Source organism: Pantoea sp. NSTU24 (assembly GCF_050157905.1).
Taxonomy (GTDB): Bacteria; Pseudomonadota; Gammaproteobacteria; order Enterobacterales; family Enterobacteriaceae; genus Pantoea.
In genome coordinates this window covers 1,410,625-1,429,889 of the sequence record NZ_JBKIWZ010000001.1, presented here as the reverse complement: position 1 = coordinate 1,429,889, position 19,265 = coordinate 1,410,625, and the positions used below count along the sequence as shown (strand labels likewise).

Sequence of the window (19,265 nt, the reverse complement as noted above, 5' to 3'; positions counted from 1 at the left end):
AAAGCACGATTATCCAATCGGTAACGGGTATGTTATTCTTTTTTAAGCTAAAGTCATGCAGTTATTCTCCTCTTACACCGGTATAAGGGAAAAGGATGTTTAAGATTTCGCGTCGTACGACCCTGGGTATGCTGCTGTTGCTCATCATGCCGCTTTCTGTCTGGCTGACCGGCTGGCGGTGGCAGCCGGGCGAAAGCAATCTGCTGCTCAGAGGCCTGTTCTGGATGACGGAAACCGTTACCAGTCCCTGGGGGATTGTGACCAGTGTGCTGCTCAGCGCCTGGATGCTCTGGTGCCTGCGCTTTCGACTGAAGCCCGCTATTCTGCTGCTGATTATCATGAACGCGACCATTCTGGCCGGGCAGTACACCAAATCCTTTATCAAAGAGCAGATTCAGGAACCCCGTCCCTATGTTATCTGGCTTGAACAGCATCACGGTCTGGATGAAAAGACATTTTATGAGCTGAAACGCAAACAGCGTGGTGAAATGGTTACCTCGCTGATCGCCGATGAGACGCAGATTCCTGGCTGGCTGAAACAGCACTGGGCGTTCGAAACCGGCTTTGCCTTCCCGTCGGGCCATACCATGTTTGCCGCCAGCTGGGCGCTGCTGGCGCTGGGTCTGCTCTGGCCACGCCGTCACTACAAGAGTGTGATCGTCATCTTTATCTGGGCCACTGGCGTGATGGCCAGCCGGCTACTGCTCGGTATGCACTGGCCCCGGGATCTGGCAATGGCAACCCTGCTTTCATGGCTTCTGGTGACGCTGGCAACCTGGCTGGCGCAGCGTTTCTGCGGCCCGCTGACGCTGCCGCCCGAAGAACAAAAAGAAGTTGCTCAGCGGGAGAGCTGATTGTATTTCCCGCTGAAGACCCCATATTATTAACCGGGTCTGCGTAAAAGCGACGCACCCGATGCTGCTGGGAGCAGCATTTTTGCCGGCGTTTTGGCATAATTTATTCGACAACCTCACAACAGGATGCACTGTGAAATATTTGCTGATTTTTTTAGTGGTACTGGTCATCTTTATCATTTCCGTCACCTTAGGCGCGCATAACGATCAGGTCATTACTTTTAACTATCTGCTGGCGCAGGGTGAGTTCAGCGTATCGACCTTACTGGCATCGTTGTTTGGCGCAGGTTTTGTGCTGGGCTGGGTTATCTGCGGGCTGTTCTGGTTACGCACCCGCGTTTCGCTGGCGAATGCCAATCGCAAAATTAAGCGTATGCAGACGCAAATCGAGCAGAGCAACACTGCCCTGGCCGCGCCGCCAGCGGTTCCGGCTGGCCGGGAATAATCTCTGATGCACGAGTTGCTGTTTCTTCTGCTGCCGGTTGCGGCTGCGTATGGCTGGTATATGGGCCGCCGCAGCGCCCATCAGGATAAGCAGCAGGAAGCCAACCGGCTGTCACGGGAATATGTCGCGGGTGTCAACTTTCTGCTTTCGAATCAGCAGGACAAAGCGGTCGATCTCTTCCTCGATATGCTAAAAGAGGACAGCGGCACGGTAGAAGCGCACCTGACGCTGGGAAATCTGTTCCGCTCGCGCGGGGAAGTGGACCGTGCCATTCGCATTCATCAGGCGTTAATGGAAAGTGCATCGCTGAGCTATGAACAGCGTCTGCTCGCGGTACAGCAGCTGGGGCGCGACTACATGGCCGCCGGACTTTACGACCGTGCGGAGGACATGTTCAAGCAGCTCACAGATGAAACAGACTTTCGGGTGAGCGCGCTGCAGCAGCTGCTGTTAATCCATCAGGCAACCAGTGACTGGCAGCAGGCGATCGAGGTTGCCGAGCGGCTGGTTAAGCTGGGCAAAGAGAAACAGAAGGGCGAAATCGCCCATTTCTACTGCGAACTGGCGTTACAGGCGATGAGCAGTGACGATCTTGATCGGGCAATGAGCCTGCTGAAGAAAGGGGAGTCGGCCGATCGCAACAGTGCCCGTATCTCAATTATGATGGGCCGTATTCTGATGGAAAAAGAGGATTACGCCAGAGCAGTAGGGCATCTGCAGCGTGTACTGGATCAGGATAAAGAGCTGGTCAGTGAGACGCTGGCGATGCTCGAAACCTGCTTTCAGCGGCTGAATCAGCCTGATGCCTGGGCCGATTTTCTTCAGCGCTGCGTGGAAGAGAATACGGGAGCGGCTGCCGAGCTTTATCTCTCTGACATCGTGGAGCAGCAGCAGGGCTCTGAAGCTGCACAGAATTACATCAGCCGTCAGCTTGAGCGGCATCCGACAATGCGGGTCTTCCATCGTCTGATGGATCTTAACCTGCATGACGCGGAAGATGGCCGGGCAAAAGAGAGTCTGATGGTGTTACGCGACATGGTGGGCGAACAGATTCGCACCAAACCCCGCTATCGCTGCCAGAAATGTGGCTTTACCGCCCATGCGCTTTACTGGCATTGTCCCTCCTGCCGTACCTGGTCTTCGGTCAAACCTATCCGTGGTCTCGACGGTCAGTAAGCTGACAGCTGAGACTGTTTTTCATCGCAATATAGTTACAACATACTAATGAAGAGAAATAGTTTACACACCCCGGCCGCAGTGCATGTTTTGCCGGGCAGCGGGCCAATGGCGATTGTGATGGTCAGACACCGCAGGTAGAATGCTTGCCGTTTGTCTATTGCGCCTGCGGGTGCCTGCTGAAGAGGAAATGCCATGCCTTCACCCCATCACGTGACCGCTTCGCCGATTCTGGTCGCGCTGGATTATCATGATCTCGACAGCGCGTTGCGTTTTGTCGATCAGATCGATCCCCGCAGTTGCCGCCTTAAAGTGGGCAAAGAGATGTTTACGCTGTTTGGTCCGTCGCTGGTCAGGACTCTGCAGCAGCGCGGTTTTGAACTGTTCCTCGATCTCAAATTCCATGATATTCCCAACACCACTGCCAGAGCTGTTGCAGCCGCGGCCGATCTTGGCGTCTGGATGGTCAACGTCCACGCCAGCGGTGGCGCGCGCATGATGAGTGCGGCGCGTGAGGCGCTTGAGCCCTTTGGCAAAGATGCACCGCTGCTGATTGCCGTCACCGTACTGACCAGTATGGATGCAGAGGATCTCAAAGGACTGGGCATCACGCTCTCACCGGCCGAGCAGGCAGAGCGACTGGCGAAGCTGACGCAGTCGTGCGGGCTCGATGGCGTGGTCTGTTCAGCGCATGAGGCGGTCCGCTTCAGGCAGGTGATGGGCCAGGACTTTGCTCTGGTCACCCCGGGTATCCGGCCGATAGGCAGCGATGCCGGCGATCAGCGTCGCATCATGACACCGCAGCAGGCGAAGCAGGCGGGCGTAGATTATATGGTGATCGGGCCGTCCGATCACCCAGTCTGCCGATCCTGCCGCCGCCCTGCAGGCAATTCTTCACAGTCTGGAGACCGCGTAATGGCGAACGACAATCCACTGGTTTACTCCACCGACAGCGGCCGTATCACCCAGCCTGAGACTAAAACAGCGCGGCCAAAGGGGGATGGTATTGTCCGTATCCAGCGTCAGACCAGCGGACGCAAGGGCAAAGGCGTTTGCCTGATCACGGGTGTCGACCTGGACGATGCTGCACTGACGTTGCTGGCCGCTGAACTCAAGAAAAAGTGTGGCTGCGGCGGATCGGTGAAAGAGGGCGTCATTGAGATTCAGGGCGACAAACGCGACCTGCTCAAAAGCCTGCTGGAAGCCAAAGGCATGAAGGTGAAACTGGCGGGCGGCTGAAAAAGAAATCGGGCTACCGAAGTAGCCCGATTGTGATGCAGATGCTAGCGTAGCCGATTATTGTTTTAATAAGGTCCTTAGTGGACCTGATGACCGATAATGCCACCTACAGCGGCGCCACCGACGGTGCCCAGTGCGCTACCATTGGTCAGGACTGAACCCCCAATCGCGCCCGCGCCCGCGCCAATCGCGGTATTACGGTCACGCTTGGACCAGTTAGAACAGCCGCTCAGGGCAACAGCTAACGTGGTCGCCAGTACAACGGCAGTGATTCGCTTCATTGTTGTTGTCATACACTTCTCCTTTGATGTGCTCACAGAGGCAACACTCATAGTATAGCTCCGATATTTACTCAGCCCGCTTGTAACCCATCATTGCCGCATCCGTGATGGCATCGAAATGGCATAACCATGGACAAACCGTTTGTAGCGGGTGAGTCACAACCGTGGCCCGACAGGTCCACGCATTGTCTGAGAGGATTCTAAGCATTCTACGGAAATTCCGAAGATAGAAAAGTCTGAAAGCACGGCGCATTTTGCATTCACAGCCATTCTCTCTGCTTTTATAGCCATTTGCTCCATAACCTTTTCAGCGCTGACTCCGCAAAATTCAGTAACGATTGTCAGCAGGAGAAAAGGCATGCTGGAGCACCTCAAACAACAGGTTCTGGAAGCGAATCTGGACCTACCCAAATATAACCTGGTGACGTTCACCTGGGGCAACGTCAGCGCCATTGATCGCGAACAGGGGCTGCTGGTGATTAAACCTTCCGGCGTGCGCTATGAAGTGATGAAGCGTGATGACATGGTGGTGGTCGATTTGGCGACGGGTGATGTTGTGGAGGGGGAGAAACGCCCTTCATCGGACACCGCGACGCACCGCGCCCTCTATCTGGCCTGGCCGGAAGTAGGCGGCATTGTGCATACTCATTCGCGACACGCCACCATCTGGGCGCAGGCGGGACGACCGATTCCGGCCTGGGGCACCACGCATGCCGATGACTTCTATGGTGAGATCCCCTGCACCCGATCAATGCGCAGTGAGGAAATAGAGCAGGAGTACGAATGGAACACTGGTGAAGTGATTATCGAAACGTTCGCGCAGCGTGGACTATCCCCCTCGGCGATTCCGGCGGTGCTGGTCAATTCACATGGTCCCTTTGCCTGGGGAAAAGACGCTCACGCTGCGGTACATAGTGCTGTGGTGCTGGAGGAGGTCGCCTATATGGGGCTGTTCAGTCAGCAGCTGACCGCGAATCTGCCGCCGATTCAGCAAACCCTGCTTGATCTGCACTACCTGCGAAAACATGGTGAGAACGCCTGGTATGGACAGAAGTAGTCAGCGGGACGCCACGGCGTCCCGTTTTTAATAACGCCCCGTAGTCCGATTCAGGGTTATCGCCGTTGAATCTCATCCCGTTCCCCTGTCCATTTCACCGGGCAGCAGCATCAGGAACCTGTCCCTTACGCCCACTGAGTGCTGATAAAAGGACAGCCTGCGTTCACTAAGCAGACGGATATTGCTGATTTTCGTGCCATTTACAACCACGGTCATCCTGGAAGGGCATCTGTGTGGCTTATTCGGGCCACTCCTGTTTCGCCAGCCATTTCTTCTCACTACGACCGGCGTTGTATTAGAGAAACTTGAGCCGCTGACTGCACCTGTATCTCATCTGTCCTGGAACGCGGGACAGGAACCGCGATGGGAACCCGATTTTGCCGATCAGAACGCTGTCGGGGAAAAATTAAAACGTGTTATGCGTCTGCATGTTGTCCTCCGGACGTAAATTTCCACCCAGTAATCTGTCTAATCAATCCGGAAAATGAGAGTCAGGGATCACTCTGGATTTTGTGTTGTAAATCAATCTCTCATTTGGTCTGTCCTCACTCTGCATTACGCTGATGTCGCGTATTTAACGCATCAAATATAAACAGAGGATGAGACAATGACAGTTATTAACCAACCAACCTGCAGATTATTTACTGAAGCTGGCAACACCACGCAGTTAGTCGCCTATTACGAAGAGGGGCGGCGTACCATGTGGATGATGTTACGTGCGCAGCCTCGCCCGAGCTTCAACCATGAGCTGATTGAGGAGATCATGAACCTGAGCTACGCCGCACAGCGTTCCGGTCTGCCAATCGACTTCTGGGTCACCGGATCGCTGGTGCCGCAGATGTTCAATGCGGGTGGCGATCTGCGCTTCTTCGTGGAGTGCATTCGCAACAACCGGCGTGAAGCACTGCGGGCTTATGCACGTGCCTGTGTGGACTGCATTCATTCGGCAGCCCGGGGCTTCGATACTGGCGCGGTAACGCTGGCCATGATCGAAGGCAGTGCGTTAGGCGGTGGATTTGAGGCGGCGCTGGCGCACCACTTTATTCTGGCGCAGAACAACGCGCGTATGGGCTTCCCGGAAATTGCATTCAACCTCTTCCCGGGCATGGGCGGTTACTCTCTGGTGGCGCGTCGTTCCGGCATGAAGCTGGCAGAGGAATTGATCTGTGAAGGGGAGTCGCACAGTGCAGAGTGGTATGAAACGCGCGGCCTGGTGGACAAAGTCTTCCAGCCGGGTGACAGCTATCGTGCCACACGCACTTTTATCGATACTTTACGGCCTAAACTCAACGGCGTCCGGGCGATGCTGAAAGCACGTCAGCGCGTACTGCAACTGTCGCGCGCTGAGCTGATGGATATCACGGAAGACTGGGTCGATTACGCGTTTACCCTCGAACCCAAAGATATTGCCTACATGGAACGCCTGGTCCAGCTGCAGAACCGCCACAGCGCATCACTGCGTAAAGCGGGTTAATCCGGAGTCGCGTTAAACGCGGGCAGGATGCTTAGCCAGCCAATGCCCAAATTGCTCCGCGGGCATTGGTTTTGCGTAATAGTAACCCTGTCGCCCGTCCACCCCACTTTTAAGGACAAAGGCTTCTTCATCCGGTGTTTCGATTCCCTCCGCAATAACCTGCAAATCGAGCGCCTTGGCCACGGCGACGATGGCACGAACGAGTGATTGTGAAACCGGTTGCTTATTGATATCGCGAATGAAGCTCTGGTCGAGCTTAATGGCATTGATCGGCACACGTGCCAGCTGAGAAAGCGAAGAGTAGCCGGTGCCGAAGTCATCCAGATGAACCTGAGCGCCCAGCTCCTGAAACTGCTTCATCAGCTTCAGTGCTTCAGTCTCATTTTCAATCAGGCAGCTCTCGGTCAGCTCGATATCGATAGGGCATTCCGTCAGGCTGGCCTCCTGCAGCGCCTGTTTCAGGTCGGTATAAATGCTCTGGTCGATCAGCTGGCGAGCCGAAACGTTGACGGCGACACGCAGAGAAATACCCTGCTGACGCCAGACGATAATCTGCTTCAGTACATTAAGCATGACCCAGCGTCCCAGTGGCACAATCAGCCCTGACTCTTCAGCATAGGGGATGAAATCAGCCGGCGACACCATGCCACGCTCAGGTGAGTTCCAGCGCACCAGCGCTTCGGCGCTGCGGACCTCTCCATCGCTGTCTACTTTCGGCTGATAATGTACCAGCAGGTGATCGAGTTCCAGCGCCTTGCGCAGGTTGGTATCCAGCCACAGGTACTCAAAAACCCGCTGATTCATCTCCGCCGCAAACACGCAGAATTTGCCGCGACCGTTCTCCTTCGCGTGATACATGGCGGTATCCGCATTGCGAATCAGGCTTTCCCGATCTTCACCATGCAGCGGCGCGTAGGCAATGCCAATGGAGCAACCGCTGTAGACTTCGATGAGGCCGATACGGAAAGGCTGGCGCAGGCGTTCAAGGATGCGGGATGACATTGCCTCCAGCGCCGCCTGGCTGGTGTGTTCCGCCAGCACTACAAACTCATCGCCACCCAATCGTCCCAGCGTCTGATCTTTGCCCAGACAGCTCAGAATAGCCAGGGAAACGGCCTGCAGTAGCTGATCGCCGAACATGTGACCGTAGGCGTCATTCACTTTTTTAAAATTGTCGAGGTCAAGATAGACCACACCAGTTTCATCGCTCTCTGACCGCTCCAGCGCCAGACTAATCTGCTGATGAATGGCGTTGCGATTCGGCAGGCCGGTCACCGTATCGGTGTTGGCCAGCACCCGTAACCGCTCCTGAGCACGTCGCTCTTCGGTGATGTCTGTACCTGAACAGATGAGGAAGATTTCATTTTTGCCACTGCCGCTGTGAACAAACTTATTACGAAACAGAAACAGTCGCTGTCCCTTTTTGGTTTTGACCCAACGCTCAACTTCATAGGAATTGCCGTCGCGAAAGAAACCCGCAATGTTGCGCCGCGACTGAGAGGCTTCCTGTTTCGTCATAAAGAGCTGAAAAACGTTTCGGCCAATCACCTCATGCTCATTCAGGCCGGTGTATTCCTCACTCAGACGGTTGAATCGCTGGATATTGCCGCGCTGGTCCAGAATGACAATCACCGAGTTGGCTTCAGAAACCACCTGTTCAGCGAAAGAGAGTCCCAGGGTTAAGTCGCGGGCCACTGCAGACGTGTCGCCCCAGGCGGAGGCGGTACCTGCCCAGGAGGACTGATTAACTTTACGTCCCACAAAATGCATAGGCACATCAATGCCCTGCAGCGTCATGGTCAGATTGATGCTTGAAGTAATGACCGGCATGGCACGGATCATAGCCGCCTGGCCAGGTGTCAGCGGCAGGGCAATATTGGTTTGTGATGACTCATCTTCGGCAAAATGCAACGCATCGCTGTCCGCGGTCAGACGCCAATGAGGGCTGGTTGTACCAAACAGGGTGTACAACAACGTTTGCCCTTGTTCATCGGTCATGGAAACTTCCTCCGGGAAGTGCTCTGCATACGTTATCTCATTATTTTAGCAACAGTATTCATCATCTCGCGCCAGCACAAGATGCAAATGAAATATATTTTCCTGTCCAGATAAGAATGGCACAAAAAAGCCCCGCCGATGCGGGGCTGTTAAGCGCGTTCAGCAGGGGCATTTTCCCAGTTTACCGGCTTGGCTGGGGAAACGCGCATCCAGGCAATAACGGTGGAAATCGCGTTCGTTCATCGGTAACTGATCAGGATGCTGCTGACGCATATACTGCAGGTATTTTTGATAATCCTGAACCCCGACCATTAAGCGGAAGCACTGTTGCAGACCGCGCCATAACCCCCGCCAGCTGAAGGCCCGGGATGCCGGCGTAGCAGCAGGATGGCAGCGGATAATCTGCCATTTTCCCTGCGGCCGCCGGACCTGATATATCGCATCAGACATGACGCACCGCCTTATTGCGCAGCGTCACTGAGGATTCCTGAACGGTCGGCCGATCGCTGCGCAGCGCCCGGCGAATGACAAAAAAGGCAGAAATCAGCATCGTAACCGCCACCAGCATAAAGAAGGCGCACAGTCCGGCGTTGATCTGATTGCTGAACACGATAGTCTGCATATCGGCCACGCTTTTGGCGGGCGCAATGATCACGCCTTCCTCCAGCCCTTTTCGGAACTTAGCGGCCTGCGCCAGGAAACCGATAGCCGGTTTTTCATGGAAGATTTTCTGCCAGCCCGCCGTCATCGAGGTGATAAACAACCAGACCGTCGGCAGGATGGTGACCCAGGCGTAACGCTGCTTCTTCATTTTGAACAGCACCACAGTGCCCAGAATCAGTGCCATTGAGGCCAGCATCTGATTGCCGATGCCAAACAGCGGCCACAGGGTGTTAATACCGCCCAGCGGATCGACGACGCCCTGATAAACAAAGAATCCCCAGCCTGCAACAGCGACAGTGGTGCCCGCCATATTGCCCAGCCAGGAGCGGTTATTTGCCAGAGAGGGCACAACCGTTCCCACCAGGTCCTGCACCATAAAGCGGCAGGCGCGGGTGCCGGCATCCACCGCGGTCAGGATAAACAGCGCTTCAAACAGAATAGCGAAGTGATACCAGAACGCCATCATCGCGCGGCTGTTGAAGATTTCGGTGATGATATGGGCCATACCCACCGCAAAGGTCGGCGCACCACCGGCCCGGGACAGAATCGAACCTTCACCCACATCGCGTGCAATACCACTCAGCATTTCGGGTGTTACGACAAAACCCCAGCCGTTGATGACCTGTGAAGCGCTTTCTACGGTGGTGCCAATCAGCGCGGCAGGCGAGTTCATGGCAAAGTAGATACCCGGATCCAGCACCGAGGCACAAATCAGTGCCATGATCGCGACAAAGGACTCCATCAGCATGGCACCATAGCCAATAAAGCGAATGTGGCTCTCACGCTCGACCAGTTTTGGTGTGGTGCCGCTGGAAACCAGCGCATGGAAGCCAGAAATCGCCCCGCAGGCGATCGTGATAAACAGGAACGGGAACATCGCACCAGCAAAGACCGGGCCGGTGCCGTCGATAAAGCGGGTAACGGCCGGCATCTTCAGCTCTGGCAGGGCGAAGACGATCCCCACGGCCAGACCGGCAATAACGCCGATTTTCAGGAAGGTCGACAGATAATCACGCGGAGCCAGTAACAACCAGACCGGCAGTACTGAGGCGATAAAACCATAGATGACCAGTACCCAGGTCAGCGACGTCCCTTTCAGTGTAAAGAAGGGGCCCCAGTAAGGATGCTGCGCGACGTCGCCACCATAGATAATCGCCGCCATCATCAGCACAAAACCAATCAGCGAGACCTCAGCGATTTTCCCCGGGCGGATAAAGCGCATGTAGACGCCCATAAACAGCGCGATAGGAATCGTGGCCGCAATGGTAAAGAGCCCCCACGGGCTGTTCGCCAGGGCTTTAACCACCACCAGCGCCAGCGCCGACAGAATAATGATCATCACGCCCAGCGCACCGAGCATGGTCACCACACCGGCAAACGGCCCCAGCTCCTGCCGGGCCATTTCGCCCAGCGATCGGCCATCGCGGCGGGTGGAGATAAACAGGATCAGGAAATCCTGCACCGCGCCCGCCAGCATGACGCCAACCAGAATCCAGATGGTGCCGGGCAGGAAGCCCATCTGCGCCGCCAGGATCGGACCAACCAGCGGCCCGGCTCCGGCTATCGCCGCAAAGTGGTGGCCAAACAGCACCCACTTATTTGTCGGGACATAATCGAGTCCATCGCTCAGTCGCTCGGCGGGTGTCATCCGGCGATCGTCAAGTTCGAAGATATTGCGGGCGATAAACAGGCTGTAGAAGCGGTAAGCGATGCTGTAACAGGCGACAGCGGCTATCACCAGCCAGACTGCGTTGACGTGTTCGCCGCGGCTGAGGGCCAGCATGGCGAAAGCGCCCGCGCCGATTAACGCCACCACTAACCAGATGACACTGGTTTTGACGTTTTTCATGACTAACTCCTTGTGAGGACCGAGAGGGAAGCGATCGAAAACAACGAGCTAAACTTAATGTAATGGAATGTAAGTGAAAGTTAATCAGTGGAGAAGTGTGAAGCGGGGTACAAATTTAACTTTTTTGCAATACTGTCAGGCGGGGAGCGGGCGGGATAACCAGCGTTATCCCGCCCGGAGCAGGGGGCAGTGACCTGCCGGTCAGGCGGCGGGACGCGCCACGACGCTGCGGGTTTCCATGCGGACTTCGGCGATAGTGACATCAATCACGTCAGTGACACGGTAAACTACGTCGCCTTTAATCTGCACGCTGCCGTTCTCCTGGCTGCAGACCAGCTCATCACGCACCGCGTGAATGAACGGTGCCGGGATAAAGGCCACCGCGCCATTTTCCAGCAGGCGAACGCGCATACCGCCGCGCGACACATCGATGATCTCGGCGCTGAAGCGACGATCGGTGGCCGCGAAAGGCGCCAGATAGCGCGCATAGAGCCAGTCACCCACATCGCGCTCTGCCATCCGGTTCAGACGGCGACGCTCACTCATCGTGATCGTGACGGCCTCATCCGGGCGGGAGGCCTGCTCGCCACGGATAATCGCTTTCAGCAGACGATGGTTCACCATATCGCCGAATTTACGAATCGGGGAGGTCCAGGTGGCGTACGCCTCCAGTCCCAGCCCGAAGTGCGGGCCTGGCTCGGTGCTGATCTCTGCAAAGGTCTGGAAACGGCGAATGCGGCTGTCCAGGAACGGGGTCGGCAGGGCGTCAAGTTCACGACGCAGCACGCGGAACCCTTCCAGCGTCGTAATCGCCTGCGCATCTGCCGTTACGCCGTGGCTGGCCAGAACGGCAGCCGCCTGCTCGGCATTAGTGGTGTCGAAACCGGCATGGACGTTGTAAATTCCGAAGCCGAGGCGATCGCGCAGAACCTGTGCCGCGCAGATGTTGGCCAGAATCATCGACTCTTCAACGATGCGGTTAGCGATGCGGCGCGGTTCAGCCACAATCTCCAGCACTTCACCTTGATCACCCAGCAGGAAGCGGTAGTCGGGACGATCTTTAAACACCAACGCGTGTGTCTGACGCCATTCGCTGCGCGCCAGGCAGAGGCGATGCAGCAGACGAATCTGCTCTGCAATTGCCTCGCTTTCCGGCTGCCAGCTGCCGCTGTTTTCCAGCCAGTCAGAGACATTGTCGTAGGCCAGCTTCGCTTTGGATTCAATCCAGGCGGCAAAAAACGTCACGTCATCGCCCAGTGAACCATCCGCTGCCACGGTCACACGGCAGGCAAGGGCCGGACGGCGCACATCAGGACGCAGCGAGCAGACATCATCAGAGAGCTCGCGCGGCAGCATCGGGATATTAAAACCTGGCAGGTAGTTGGTGAAGGCGCGCTGGGCAGCGACCTTATCAAGCTGACTGCCTTCAGCGACCCAGGCGGTAGGATCAGCGATAGCAATGGTCAGACGCAGGGAGCCATCTTCCAGCGCCTCTGCAAACAGTGCATCGTCCATATCCTGGGTGCTGGCGCTGTCGATGGTCACGAAACTGAGCGCGGTAAGATCTTCACGCGTCAGATTTTCGTCCAGCATCTCGCCAAAGCTGACGTCGGGCGCTTCACGCTCCAGGTTATGACGCGACAGCGTCACCCACCACGGTGCCAGGTGATCGTCGGCTTTGACAATAAAATCGGTGAGTTCGGCGTAAAAGCCGCGATCGCCTTTCAGCGGATGACGACGCATCTCTGCCACGGCCCAGTCGCCATTTTCGAATTGATGGCTGACATCGCGCGCCGGGCGACACTGAATCGCATCTTTCAGCAGGGGATGGTCCGGCACGATCGACAGGCGATCGTCTTTCTTCTGCACCCGGCCGACAAAGCGGCTCAGGAACGGCTCAACCAGGGTTTCCGGCTCAGCGCTCTCGCGATCTTTATCGCTGTGGATCACCGCAACAATACGATCGCCATGCATTACTTTCTTCATCTGCGGAGGCGGAATGAAGTAACTCTTCTGGGCATCGACTTCCAGGAAGCCGAAACCTTTTTCGGTGCCTTTAACGACGCCTTCAGCACGAGGCGTTTGCGAATGGAGCTTCTCTTTCAGCTGCGCGAGCAGCGGGTTATCCTGGAACATAATTTTTCGTTTCGTGGCCTGATTGCGGCTGACAGTTTTACGCGATTCGACGCCGCGCGGCAAGGCAAAAAGCCGGACGAGCCGGCTTTTCAGGACGCGGTGAGACCGCTGTCAGGCGATGCGCTGATCGGCCAGCGCCGATGACAGTTCCAGCTTCACCGGTACAGATTTAGACGTTGGTGTACCACTGCCGTCGCCGAAGCTGTTCAGCGGCACCAGCGGGTTGGTTTCCGGGTAATAGGCCGCCAGGTTACCGCGCGGAATATTGTAGGGAACCAGCTTAAAGCCGCTGACGCGACGGGTGATGCCATCGTTCCACAGCGTTTCGATGTCCACATTCTGGCCTTCCGTGAAGCCCAGATCGGCCATGTCGTCCGGGTTGATAAACACCACTTCACGCTGACCAAACACGCCACGATAACGGTCATCAAGGCCGTAAATGGTGGTGTTGTACTGATCGTGTGAGCGCAGCGTCTGCAGTGTGAAAGGCACTGCCTGATCAAGCGTCGGGAAGAGCGAATCCGGCAGGGATGAAGCGCAGAACTCCGCTTTCTGACTTGGCGTATTGAAGCGTAACTCCGCCGCCGCGTTACCCAGATAGAAGCCACCCGGAATATCGCATTTAGCGTTAAAGTCAGCAAAGCCCGGAATAGTGGCGGCGATATGCTCGCGGATCAGATTGTAATCACCCGCCAGTTCGCGCCATTTCACCTTGTCACTGCCAAGCACGGCTTCAGCGATACCGGCCACGATCGCCGTCTCTGAACGCTGTGTATCCGCCAGCGGGATGCCGATCCCTTCAGAGGCGTGCACCATGCTGAAAGAATCTTCGACCGTGATGAACTGATTGCCGGTCGCCTGCCGATCGCGCTCGGTACGGCCCAGCGTCGGCAGAATCAGCCCTTCGTGACCCGGCACCAGATGGCTGCGGTTCAGTTTAGTGCTGATATGCACGGTCAGGCCACAGCGTGACAGCGCCTCTTCAGTACGGGGTGAATCGGGTGCCGCCGCCGCCAGGTTGCCGCCCAGTGCGATCAGCACTTTGACTTCATCACGCAGCATCGCGTTTAGCGCCTCAACGGTATTGTGGCCTGGCGCGCGCGGTGGTTCGAAGCTGAAGTGGTTACCCAGCGCATCCAGGAAGGCCTTAGCCGGTTTCTCATCAATGCCCATCGTGCGGTTACCCTGCACGTTACTGTGCCCGCGCACCGGGCAGAGGCCAGCGCCTTTTTTGCCCAGCTGACCAAACAGCAGCTGCAGGTTAGTGATCTCCCGCACTGTATCGACCGAGTGCTTGTGCTGGGTAATCCCCATCGCCCACGTACAGATCACCCGGTCTGCGCTTTGATAGATAGCTGCGGCTTCGCGGATCTGCGCCTGTGTCAGGCCGGACTGCGCCACAATCTGCATCCAGCTGGTGTTATCCACGGCGTCGAGATAGGCCTCAATGCCGTGGGTTTTAGCGTTGATAAAGGTCTGGTCAAACAGGCCAGGTTCGCCCGCTGCCAGACGCGCGCGATGGGTCTCCAGCAGAGATTTCACCATTCCGCGCACCGCCGCCATATCTCCGCCCAGGTTCGGCTGGTAATAGGCCGAGCTGATGTTACCCGCTTTGGACGTGACGACTTCCAGCGGCTTCTGCGGATCGGCAAAGCGTTCCAGACCGCGCTCGCGCAGGGTATTAAAGGTGACGATCTTCGCACCGTGGTCGGCCGCATGACGCAGACTGTGCAGCATACGCGGATGGTTGGTGCCGGGGTTCTGCCCGAAGACAAAAATGGCATCAGCGTGATCGAAATCATCCAGACGAATGGTGCCCTTACCCACGCCGATACTGCGCTTCAGGCCGGTGCCGCTGGCTTCATGGCACATGTTAGAGCAGTCGGGGAAGTTATTGGTGCCCATCAGGCGACCGAACAGCTGATAGAGCCAGGAGGCTTCATTGCTGGCGCGGCCGGAGGTATAGAGCTCCATCTGATTCGGATGATCCATCGCACTGATGTGTTGTGCAATCAGAGCAAAAGCCGCATCCCAGCTGATCGGCTCGTAGTGATCGGTTTCGGCGTTGTAGCGCAGCGGATGGGTCAGACGGCCCTGATACTCCAGGAAGTAGTCGCTCTGCGTGTAGAGCGTGGTGACGCTGTGTTTAGCGAAGAAGTCAGGATCAACAACGCGGCGTGTCGCTTCCCAGGTGACCGCTTTGGCCCCGTTTTCGCAGAAACTGAAGGTACTTTTGTTGTCATCGCCCCAGGCGCAGCCCGGACAGTCAAACCCGCGGGCTTTGTTCATGCGCATCAGATTGCGCATATTTTTCAGAGCCGCTTTGCTGTCAAGAACGAAACGCGTGGTGGCTTCCAGTGATCCCCAACCGCCCGCAGCGGCGCGGTAAGGTTTTATTTGGCGTTTAAATTTCATAAGTGCAGGCTTTTATAATTGGCATTATTGTTTGGTGTTTGTTATCAGGTTATAGCCTGATGGTGAAAGGAAGTCTGCAGCTATCCTCAAATCTTGTCTAATTGATTGACATAATGGTGCGATAGCTGGCGTTTATCGTACAGGCGCCCGAAGTGTGATGCTGGTCAGACTTTGCCCGTTTTTAACCTGCTGATAACAGGAGTTCTCGCCACATCAGACACATACTTCCTGTTTGCATCCAGCGAGGCGTAATCCGATGAAACAGCTGACCAGCCAGATCCATGCGTTCGGCAAAGCATTAATGATGCCTATCTCAGTTATCGCGGCCGCAGGCATTTTTCTGGGGCTGGCGGCGGCGATGCAGAACCCGGCCGTCACCGGCGAAGCGTTTGCCCAGATGCAGGTACCGCAGTTAATCATTGGCTTTATCCGTAAAGTGGCCGGCGCGCTGTTTACTAATCTGCCGCTCTTCTTTGCCGTAGCGACCGCTATCGGACTGGCAAAGGCGGAAAAGCCGACCGCCGCTTTTGCCGCCGTGATTGGCTACATCGTCATGAATGTCGGCATCAGCGCCACCCTGGCGGCCAGTGGGATCACCGCTGCCACCACGACACCTGCCGCCCTGCAGCAGGCGGGACTGGACCAGACTGCCGCAATGATGATGTCGGCGGAATATATCAACATGCTGGGCATCTTTACCTACAACATGAGCGTGCTGGGCGGGGTAATCGCCGGACTGGTGACGGTGGTGCTGCACAATCGCTTTTACACACAGCAACTGCCCACGGCGATCAGTTTCTTCAGCGGACGGCGGTTTGTGCCGATTGTCACCGTGGTCTGCCTGCCGCTGGTCGGGGTACTGCTGGCGCTGATCTGGCCAACCATAGGCAGCGGCATCGCCTGGATAGGTCAGATGATCGGTAAAAGTGGCCAGTATGGTGCGTTTCTGCTGGGCACATTCGAGCGCATTCTGATCCCCACCGGCCTTCATCACATTCTGAATGAAACCGTGCGATTTACCCCCATCGGTGGCATGGCGGTCGTGGATGGCCAGACGGTGGTCGGCGCGCTGAACATCTTCAATGCCTCGCTGACGCATCCGGGATCAATTTCAGATGAGACGCTGCGTTCCGCCACGCAGTTTCTGGCTCAGGGTAAAATCCCCGTCATGATGTTTGGATTGCCCGCCGCGGCGCTGGCGATCTACCACACTGCGCGACCAGAGCATAAACAGCGGGTCAGGGCGCTGGTGATGGCCGGCGCGCTGACGTCGTTTACAACCGGCATTACAGAACCGCTGGAGTTCTGCTTTATCTTTGTTTCTCCCGTGCTCTATCTGCTGCATGCATTTCTCACCGGCCTGTCGTTTATGCTGATGTCGATGCTGCATCTGATGATTGGCAATGTGCAGGGCGGCATCATCGACCTGGTCGTATTCGGCATGCTGGGCGGCGCAAAAACGCACTGGTGGTGGACGCTGGCGCTGGGAGCAATCTATGCACCTGTTTACTACTCTGCATTCCGGCTGGTGATCACCCGAATGAATGTTGAGACGCCGGGCCGCGAATCGGAGGATGAAAAACCGCAGCAGGTGGCCGCTGATGAGCGCACCCAGGTCATTATCAGTGGATTAGGCGGGGAGGCCAACATTGAGGATGTCGATTGCTGCTTTACCCGGTTGCGGGTAAGGGTGAAAGCCATGAATGAGGTCGTCGATCAGACGCTGATGAGTACCGGTGCCAACGGGGTCAACCGCGTCAGTGACCATGACGTTCAGGTGATCTATGGCCCGCAGGTCGAGAAGATTGCAAGTGAGGTTAAACGTGCGCTGGGCGTGGCCTGAACCGGCCTGAATGCCTCGGCACGGGCCGCTGTCCGCGCCATTCTGCCGGACCTGACCGGCCTGTGCCGTTATGCTTAATGTAACTAAAGAAAGGGCGCCCCTAATGGGAGGCGTTTTTTTGCCGATATAGCGACACTGTCCTCTTTATTTTCGGAACGTTGTGATGTCGTTAAAAAAATCCTCCCTGATTATTTTCTCTTTTCTGCTGGTGCTGTTTCTGGCCAGCGTGGCGATCAGTACCTCCTTGTTGTTTCAGAGCAATCACTCCCTGAATGCGGTCAATAAAGAAATTCGCGTGGTGCTTTCGGTGATCGACCCGATCAACCACAGCCGTACGCTGCGTGTCCGCCTGATGGAATATATGAAAGAGACGGAAGGCAGCGATGCCAGCAATCCCGCCACGCTGGACAGCGTACGGACTGTCGCCGGTAAAGCGGATGCGGCCTTTGAGGCCTACATGAATGCTCCGCGCCTGCCGGGCGAAGAGGCGGACGCGGAGGCCTATCGTCAGGCTTATCAGGCGTATCGCCAGCAGGGACTGCAGCCGTTAATTGAGGCGGCAGAGGCACACGACCAGCTACGTTTTAAAAACCAGATCGCCACCGTGATTCGCCTTGATCGCCAGTATGAGATCATCCTGGACCGGGTGCTGGCGCAGCATGAGGCTTATGCCAGGAAACTGAACAGCGATGCGCAGAGCCACTTCTCGACGGGCGTCATGCTGCAGGGACTGTCGGGTGTGCTGTTCTTTGCCATCATTATCGCGATCTATCTCTTCATGAAACGTTATGTGCTGGCACCCCTTAACGATGCGCAGGCGCACTGCAAGCTGATTGCGGCAGGCGTACTGGATTCCGTGGTGCCGGTTAAGCCTGGCTCGCGCAGTGAAATCCAGTTGCTGATGGGATCGCTGGAGCAGATGCGCAGCGCGCTGACCGCCATCATTCTTCAGGTACGGGATTCCACCCGTTCCGTCTCTACCGCTTCGCAGGAGATTGCCGCAGGCAACATCGATCTGGCCTCGCGGACCGAGCAGCAGGCTGCGGCGCTGACCGAAACCGCGGCCAGCATGGAGCAGCTGGGTGCCACGGTGAAGCAGAATACTGAAAACGTTTTCGAAGCCTGCCGTCTGACCAGTGAAGCGGTGAAGAACGCAGAGAGTGGCGAAAAAGTGTCGCAGGACGTCGTGGTCTCTATGGGACTCATCAACACCAGTTCGAAGAAGATTGAGGAGATCACCACGGTCATCGACAGCATTGCTTTCCAGACCAACATTCTGGCGCTGAACGCCGCCGTCGAAGCGGCCCGCGCGGGCGAGCAGGGACGCGGTTTTGCAGTGGTCGCGGGCGAAGTGCGCAATCTGGCCCAGCGCAGCGCCACGGCCGCTAAAGAGATAGGGAGCCTGATTGCCGAATCGGTTTCAATCATCCGCACCGGCTCTGATCAGGTCAGCCGCACCGGCGAGGCGATGAATGCAATTATCTCCTCGGTCGGCCGTGTGAATGAGCTGATGGAACATATCTCAACCGCGTCGGATGAGCAGAGTCGGGGCATCGGTCAGATCGAACAGGCGGTGACCGAGATGGACGGTGTGACCCAGCAGAACTCGGCGCTGGTGCAGGAGTCAGCCGCCGCGTCCGCCTCGCTGGAGGAACAGGTGCAGTATCTGACGCAGTCGGTCGCCACGTTCCGTCTGGCAGGCCAGTAACCCTTACGTCTGAGCCTTAGCCGCGTGAGACCGGGCTGCGGTTTCACGTGGCAATAGCGTAATAAACGCGCAGGTTGATTCAGTAACTTGTGGCCGGGAAAGGATCGGCGTAAAACAGGGCTTTCAT

At 56.5% G+C, this 19,265-nt stretch carries 14 protein-coding genes and 1 pseudogene; 9 read left to right on the top strand and 6 right to left on the bottom strand.

Annotated elements, in window-relative coordinates; all coding sequences use genetic code 11:
- The first annotated feature begins 95 nt into the window (after positions 1-95).
- The 5 genes and pseudogenes from pgpB (at position 96) to yciH (ending at position 3,714) form a co-directional block, all read left to right on the top strand.
- Positions 96-854 carry a phosphatidylglycerophosphatase B gene (gene pgpB, locus ACLHDD_RS06955; protein WP_427103513.1) on the top strand — a complete coding sequence of 253 codons (759 nt, stop codon included), beginning with the start codon at positions 96-98 and terminating at the stop codon, positions 852-854.
- Positions 855-987: 133 nt separating this feature from the next.
- Positions 988-1,299 (top strand): LapA family protein, encoded by a 312-nt coding sequence (locus ACLHDD_RS06950; RefSeq protein ID WP_427103512.1) that lies wholly within the window; start codon positions 988-990, stop codon positions 1,297-1,299.
- A 6-nt stretch (positions 1,300-1,305) separates the two neighbouring features.
- On the top strand, positions 1,306-2,475 hold the full coding sequence (lapB, locus tag ACLHDD_RS06945; RefSeq protein ID WP_427103511.1) for a lipopolysaccharide assembly protein LapB: 1,170 nt from the start codon (positions 1,306-1,308) through the stop codon (positions 2,473-2,475).
- A 195-nt stretch (positions 2,476-2,670) separates the two neighbouring features.
- Positions 2,671-3,391 (top strand): annotated as a pseudogene (gene pyrF / locus ACLHDD_RS06940) (orotidine-5'-phosphate decarboxylase).
- Entirely contained in the window at positions 3,391-3,714 is a 324-nt protein-coding gene (gene yciH, locus ACLHDD_RS06935; RefSeq protein WP_427103510.1) for a stress response translation initiation inhibitor YciH, read from the top strand. The pseudogene pyrF and the gene yciH overlap by 1 nt, the downstream one beginning before the upstream one ends.
- Before the next feature lie 77 nt (positions 3,715-3,791).
- Here yciH and osmB read toward each other — a convergent pair whose 3' ends face one another.
- On the bottom strand, positions 3,792-4,007 hold the full coding sequence (gene osmB, locus ACLHDD_RS06930; RefSeq protein ID WP_003853848.1) for an osmotically-inducible lipoprotein OsmB: 216 nt from the start codon (positions 4,005-4,007) through the stop codon (positions 3,792-3,794).
- Positions 4,008-4,353: 346 nt separating this feature from the next.
- Here osmB and araD point away from each other — a divergent pair, with 346 nt between their 5' ends.
- Positions 4,354-5,052 (top strand): L-ribulose-5-phosphate 4-epimerase, encoded by a 699-nt coding sequence (gene araD, locus ACLHDD_RS06925; protein ID WP_427103509.1) that lies wholly within the window; start codon positions 4,354-4,356, stop codon positions 5,050-5,052.
- Between the two features lie 607 nt (positions 5,053-5,659).
- Positions 5,660-6,526 (top strand): crotonase/enoyl-CoA hydratase family protein, encoded by an 867-nt coding sequence (locus ACLHDD_RS06920; protein WP_009089985.1) that lies wholly within the window; start codon positions 5,660-5,662, stop codon positions 6,524-6,526.
- Positions 6,527-6,538: 12 nt separating this feature from the next.
- Here the strand turns inward: ACLHDD_RS06920 and pdeR are convergent, their stop codons facing one another.
- The 5 genes from pdeR to ACLHDD_RS06895 form a co-directional block, all read right to left on the bottom strand.
- The gene (gene pdeR / locus ACLHDD_RS06915; RefSeq protein ID WP_427103508.1) at positions 6,539-8,524 is read right to left on the bottom strand and encodes a cyclic di-GMP phosphodiesterase; all 1,986 of its coding nucleotides are present in this window, start codon (positions 8,522-8,524) and stop codon (positions 6,539-6,541) included.
- A gap of 159 nt (positions 8,525-8,683) precedes the next feature.
- Positions 8,684-8,974: a YbdD/YjiX family protein gene (locus ACLHDD_RS06910; RefSeq protein ID WP_427103507.1), complete on the bottom strand. Its 291-nt coding sequence runs from the start codon at positions 8,972-8,974 to the stop codon at positions 8,684-8,686.
- Positions 8,967-11,036, bottom strand: a complete 2,070-nt coding sequence (locus tag ACLHDD_RS06905; RefSeq protein WP_427103506.1) for a carbon starvation CstA family protein — start codon at positions 11,034-11,036, stop codon at positions 8,967-8,969. Before ACLHDD_RS06905 ends, ACLHDD_RS06910 begins: the two co-directional genes overlap by 8 nt.
- 201 nt (positions 11,037-11,237) lie before the next feature.
- Entirely contained in the window at positions 11,238-13,172 is a 1,935-nt protein-coding gene (locus ACLHDD_RS06900; RefSeq protein ID WP_427103505.1) for an exoribonuclease II, read from the bottom strand.
- Between the two features lie 111 nt (positions 13,173-13,283).
- Positions 13,284-15,587: an FdhF/YdeP family oxidoreductase gene (locus ACLHDD_RS06895; protein ID WP_427103504.1), complete on the bottom strand. Its 2,304-nt coding sequence runs from the start codon at positions 15,585-15,587 to the stop codon at positions 13,284-13,286.
- Positions 15,588-15,843: 256 nt separating this feature from the next.
- On the opposite strand from ACLHDD_RS06895, the gene ACLHDD_RS06890 reads away from it, so the two are divergent.
- Positions 15,844-17,430 carry a PTS transporter subunit EIIC gene (locus tag ACLHDD_RS06890; protein ID WP_427103503.1) on the top strand — a complete coding sequence of 529 codons (1,587 nt, stop codon included), beginning with the start codon at positions 15,844-15,846 and terminating at the stop codon, positions 17,428-17,430.
- Between the two features lie 163 nt (positions 17,431-17,593).
- Positions 17,594-19,138: a methyl-accepting chemotaxis protein gene (locus tag ACLHDD_RS06885; RefSeq protein ID WP_427103502.1), complete on the top strand. Its 1,545-nt coding sequence runs from the start codon at positions 17,594-17,596 to the stop codon at positions 19,136-19,138.
- Positions 19,139-19,265 lie beyond the last annotated feature (127 nt).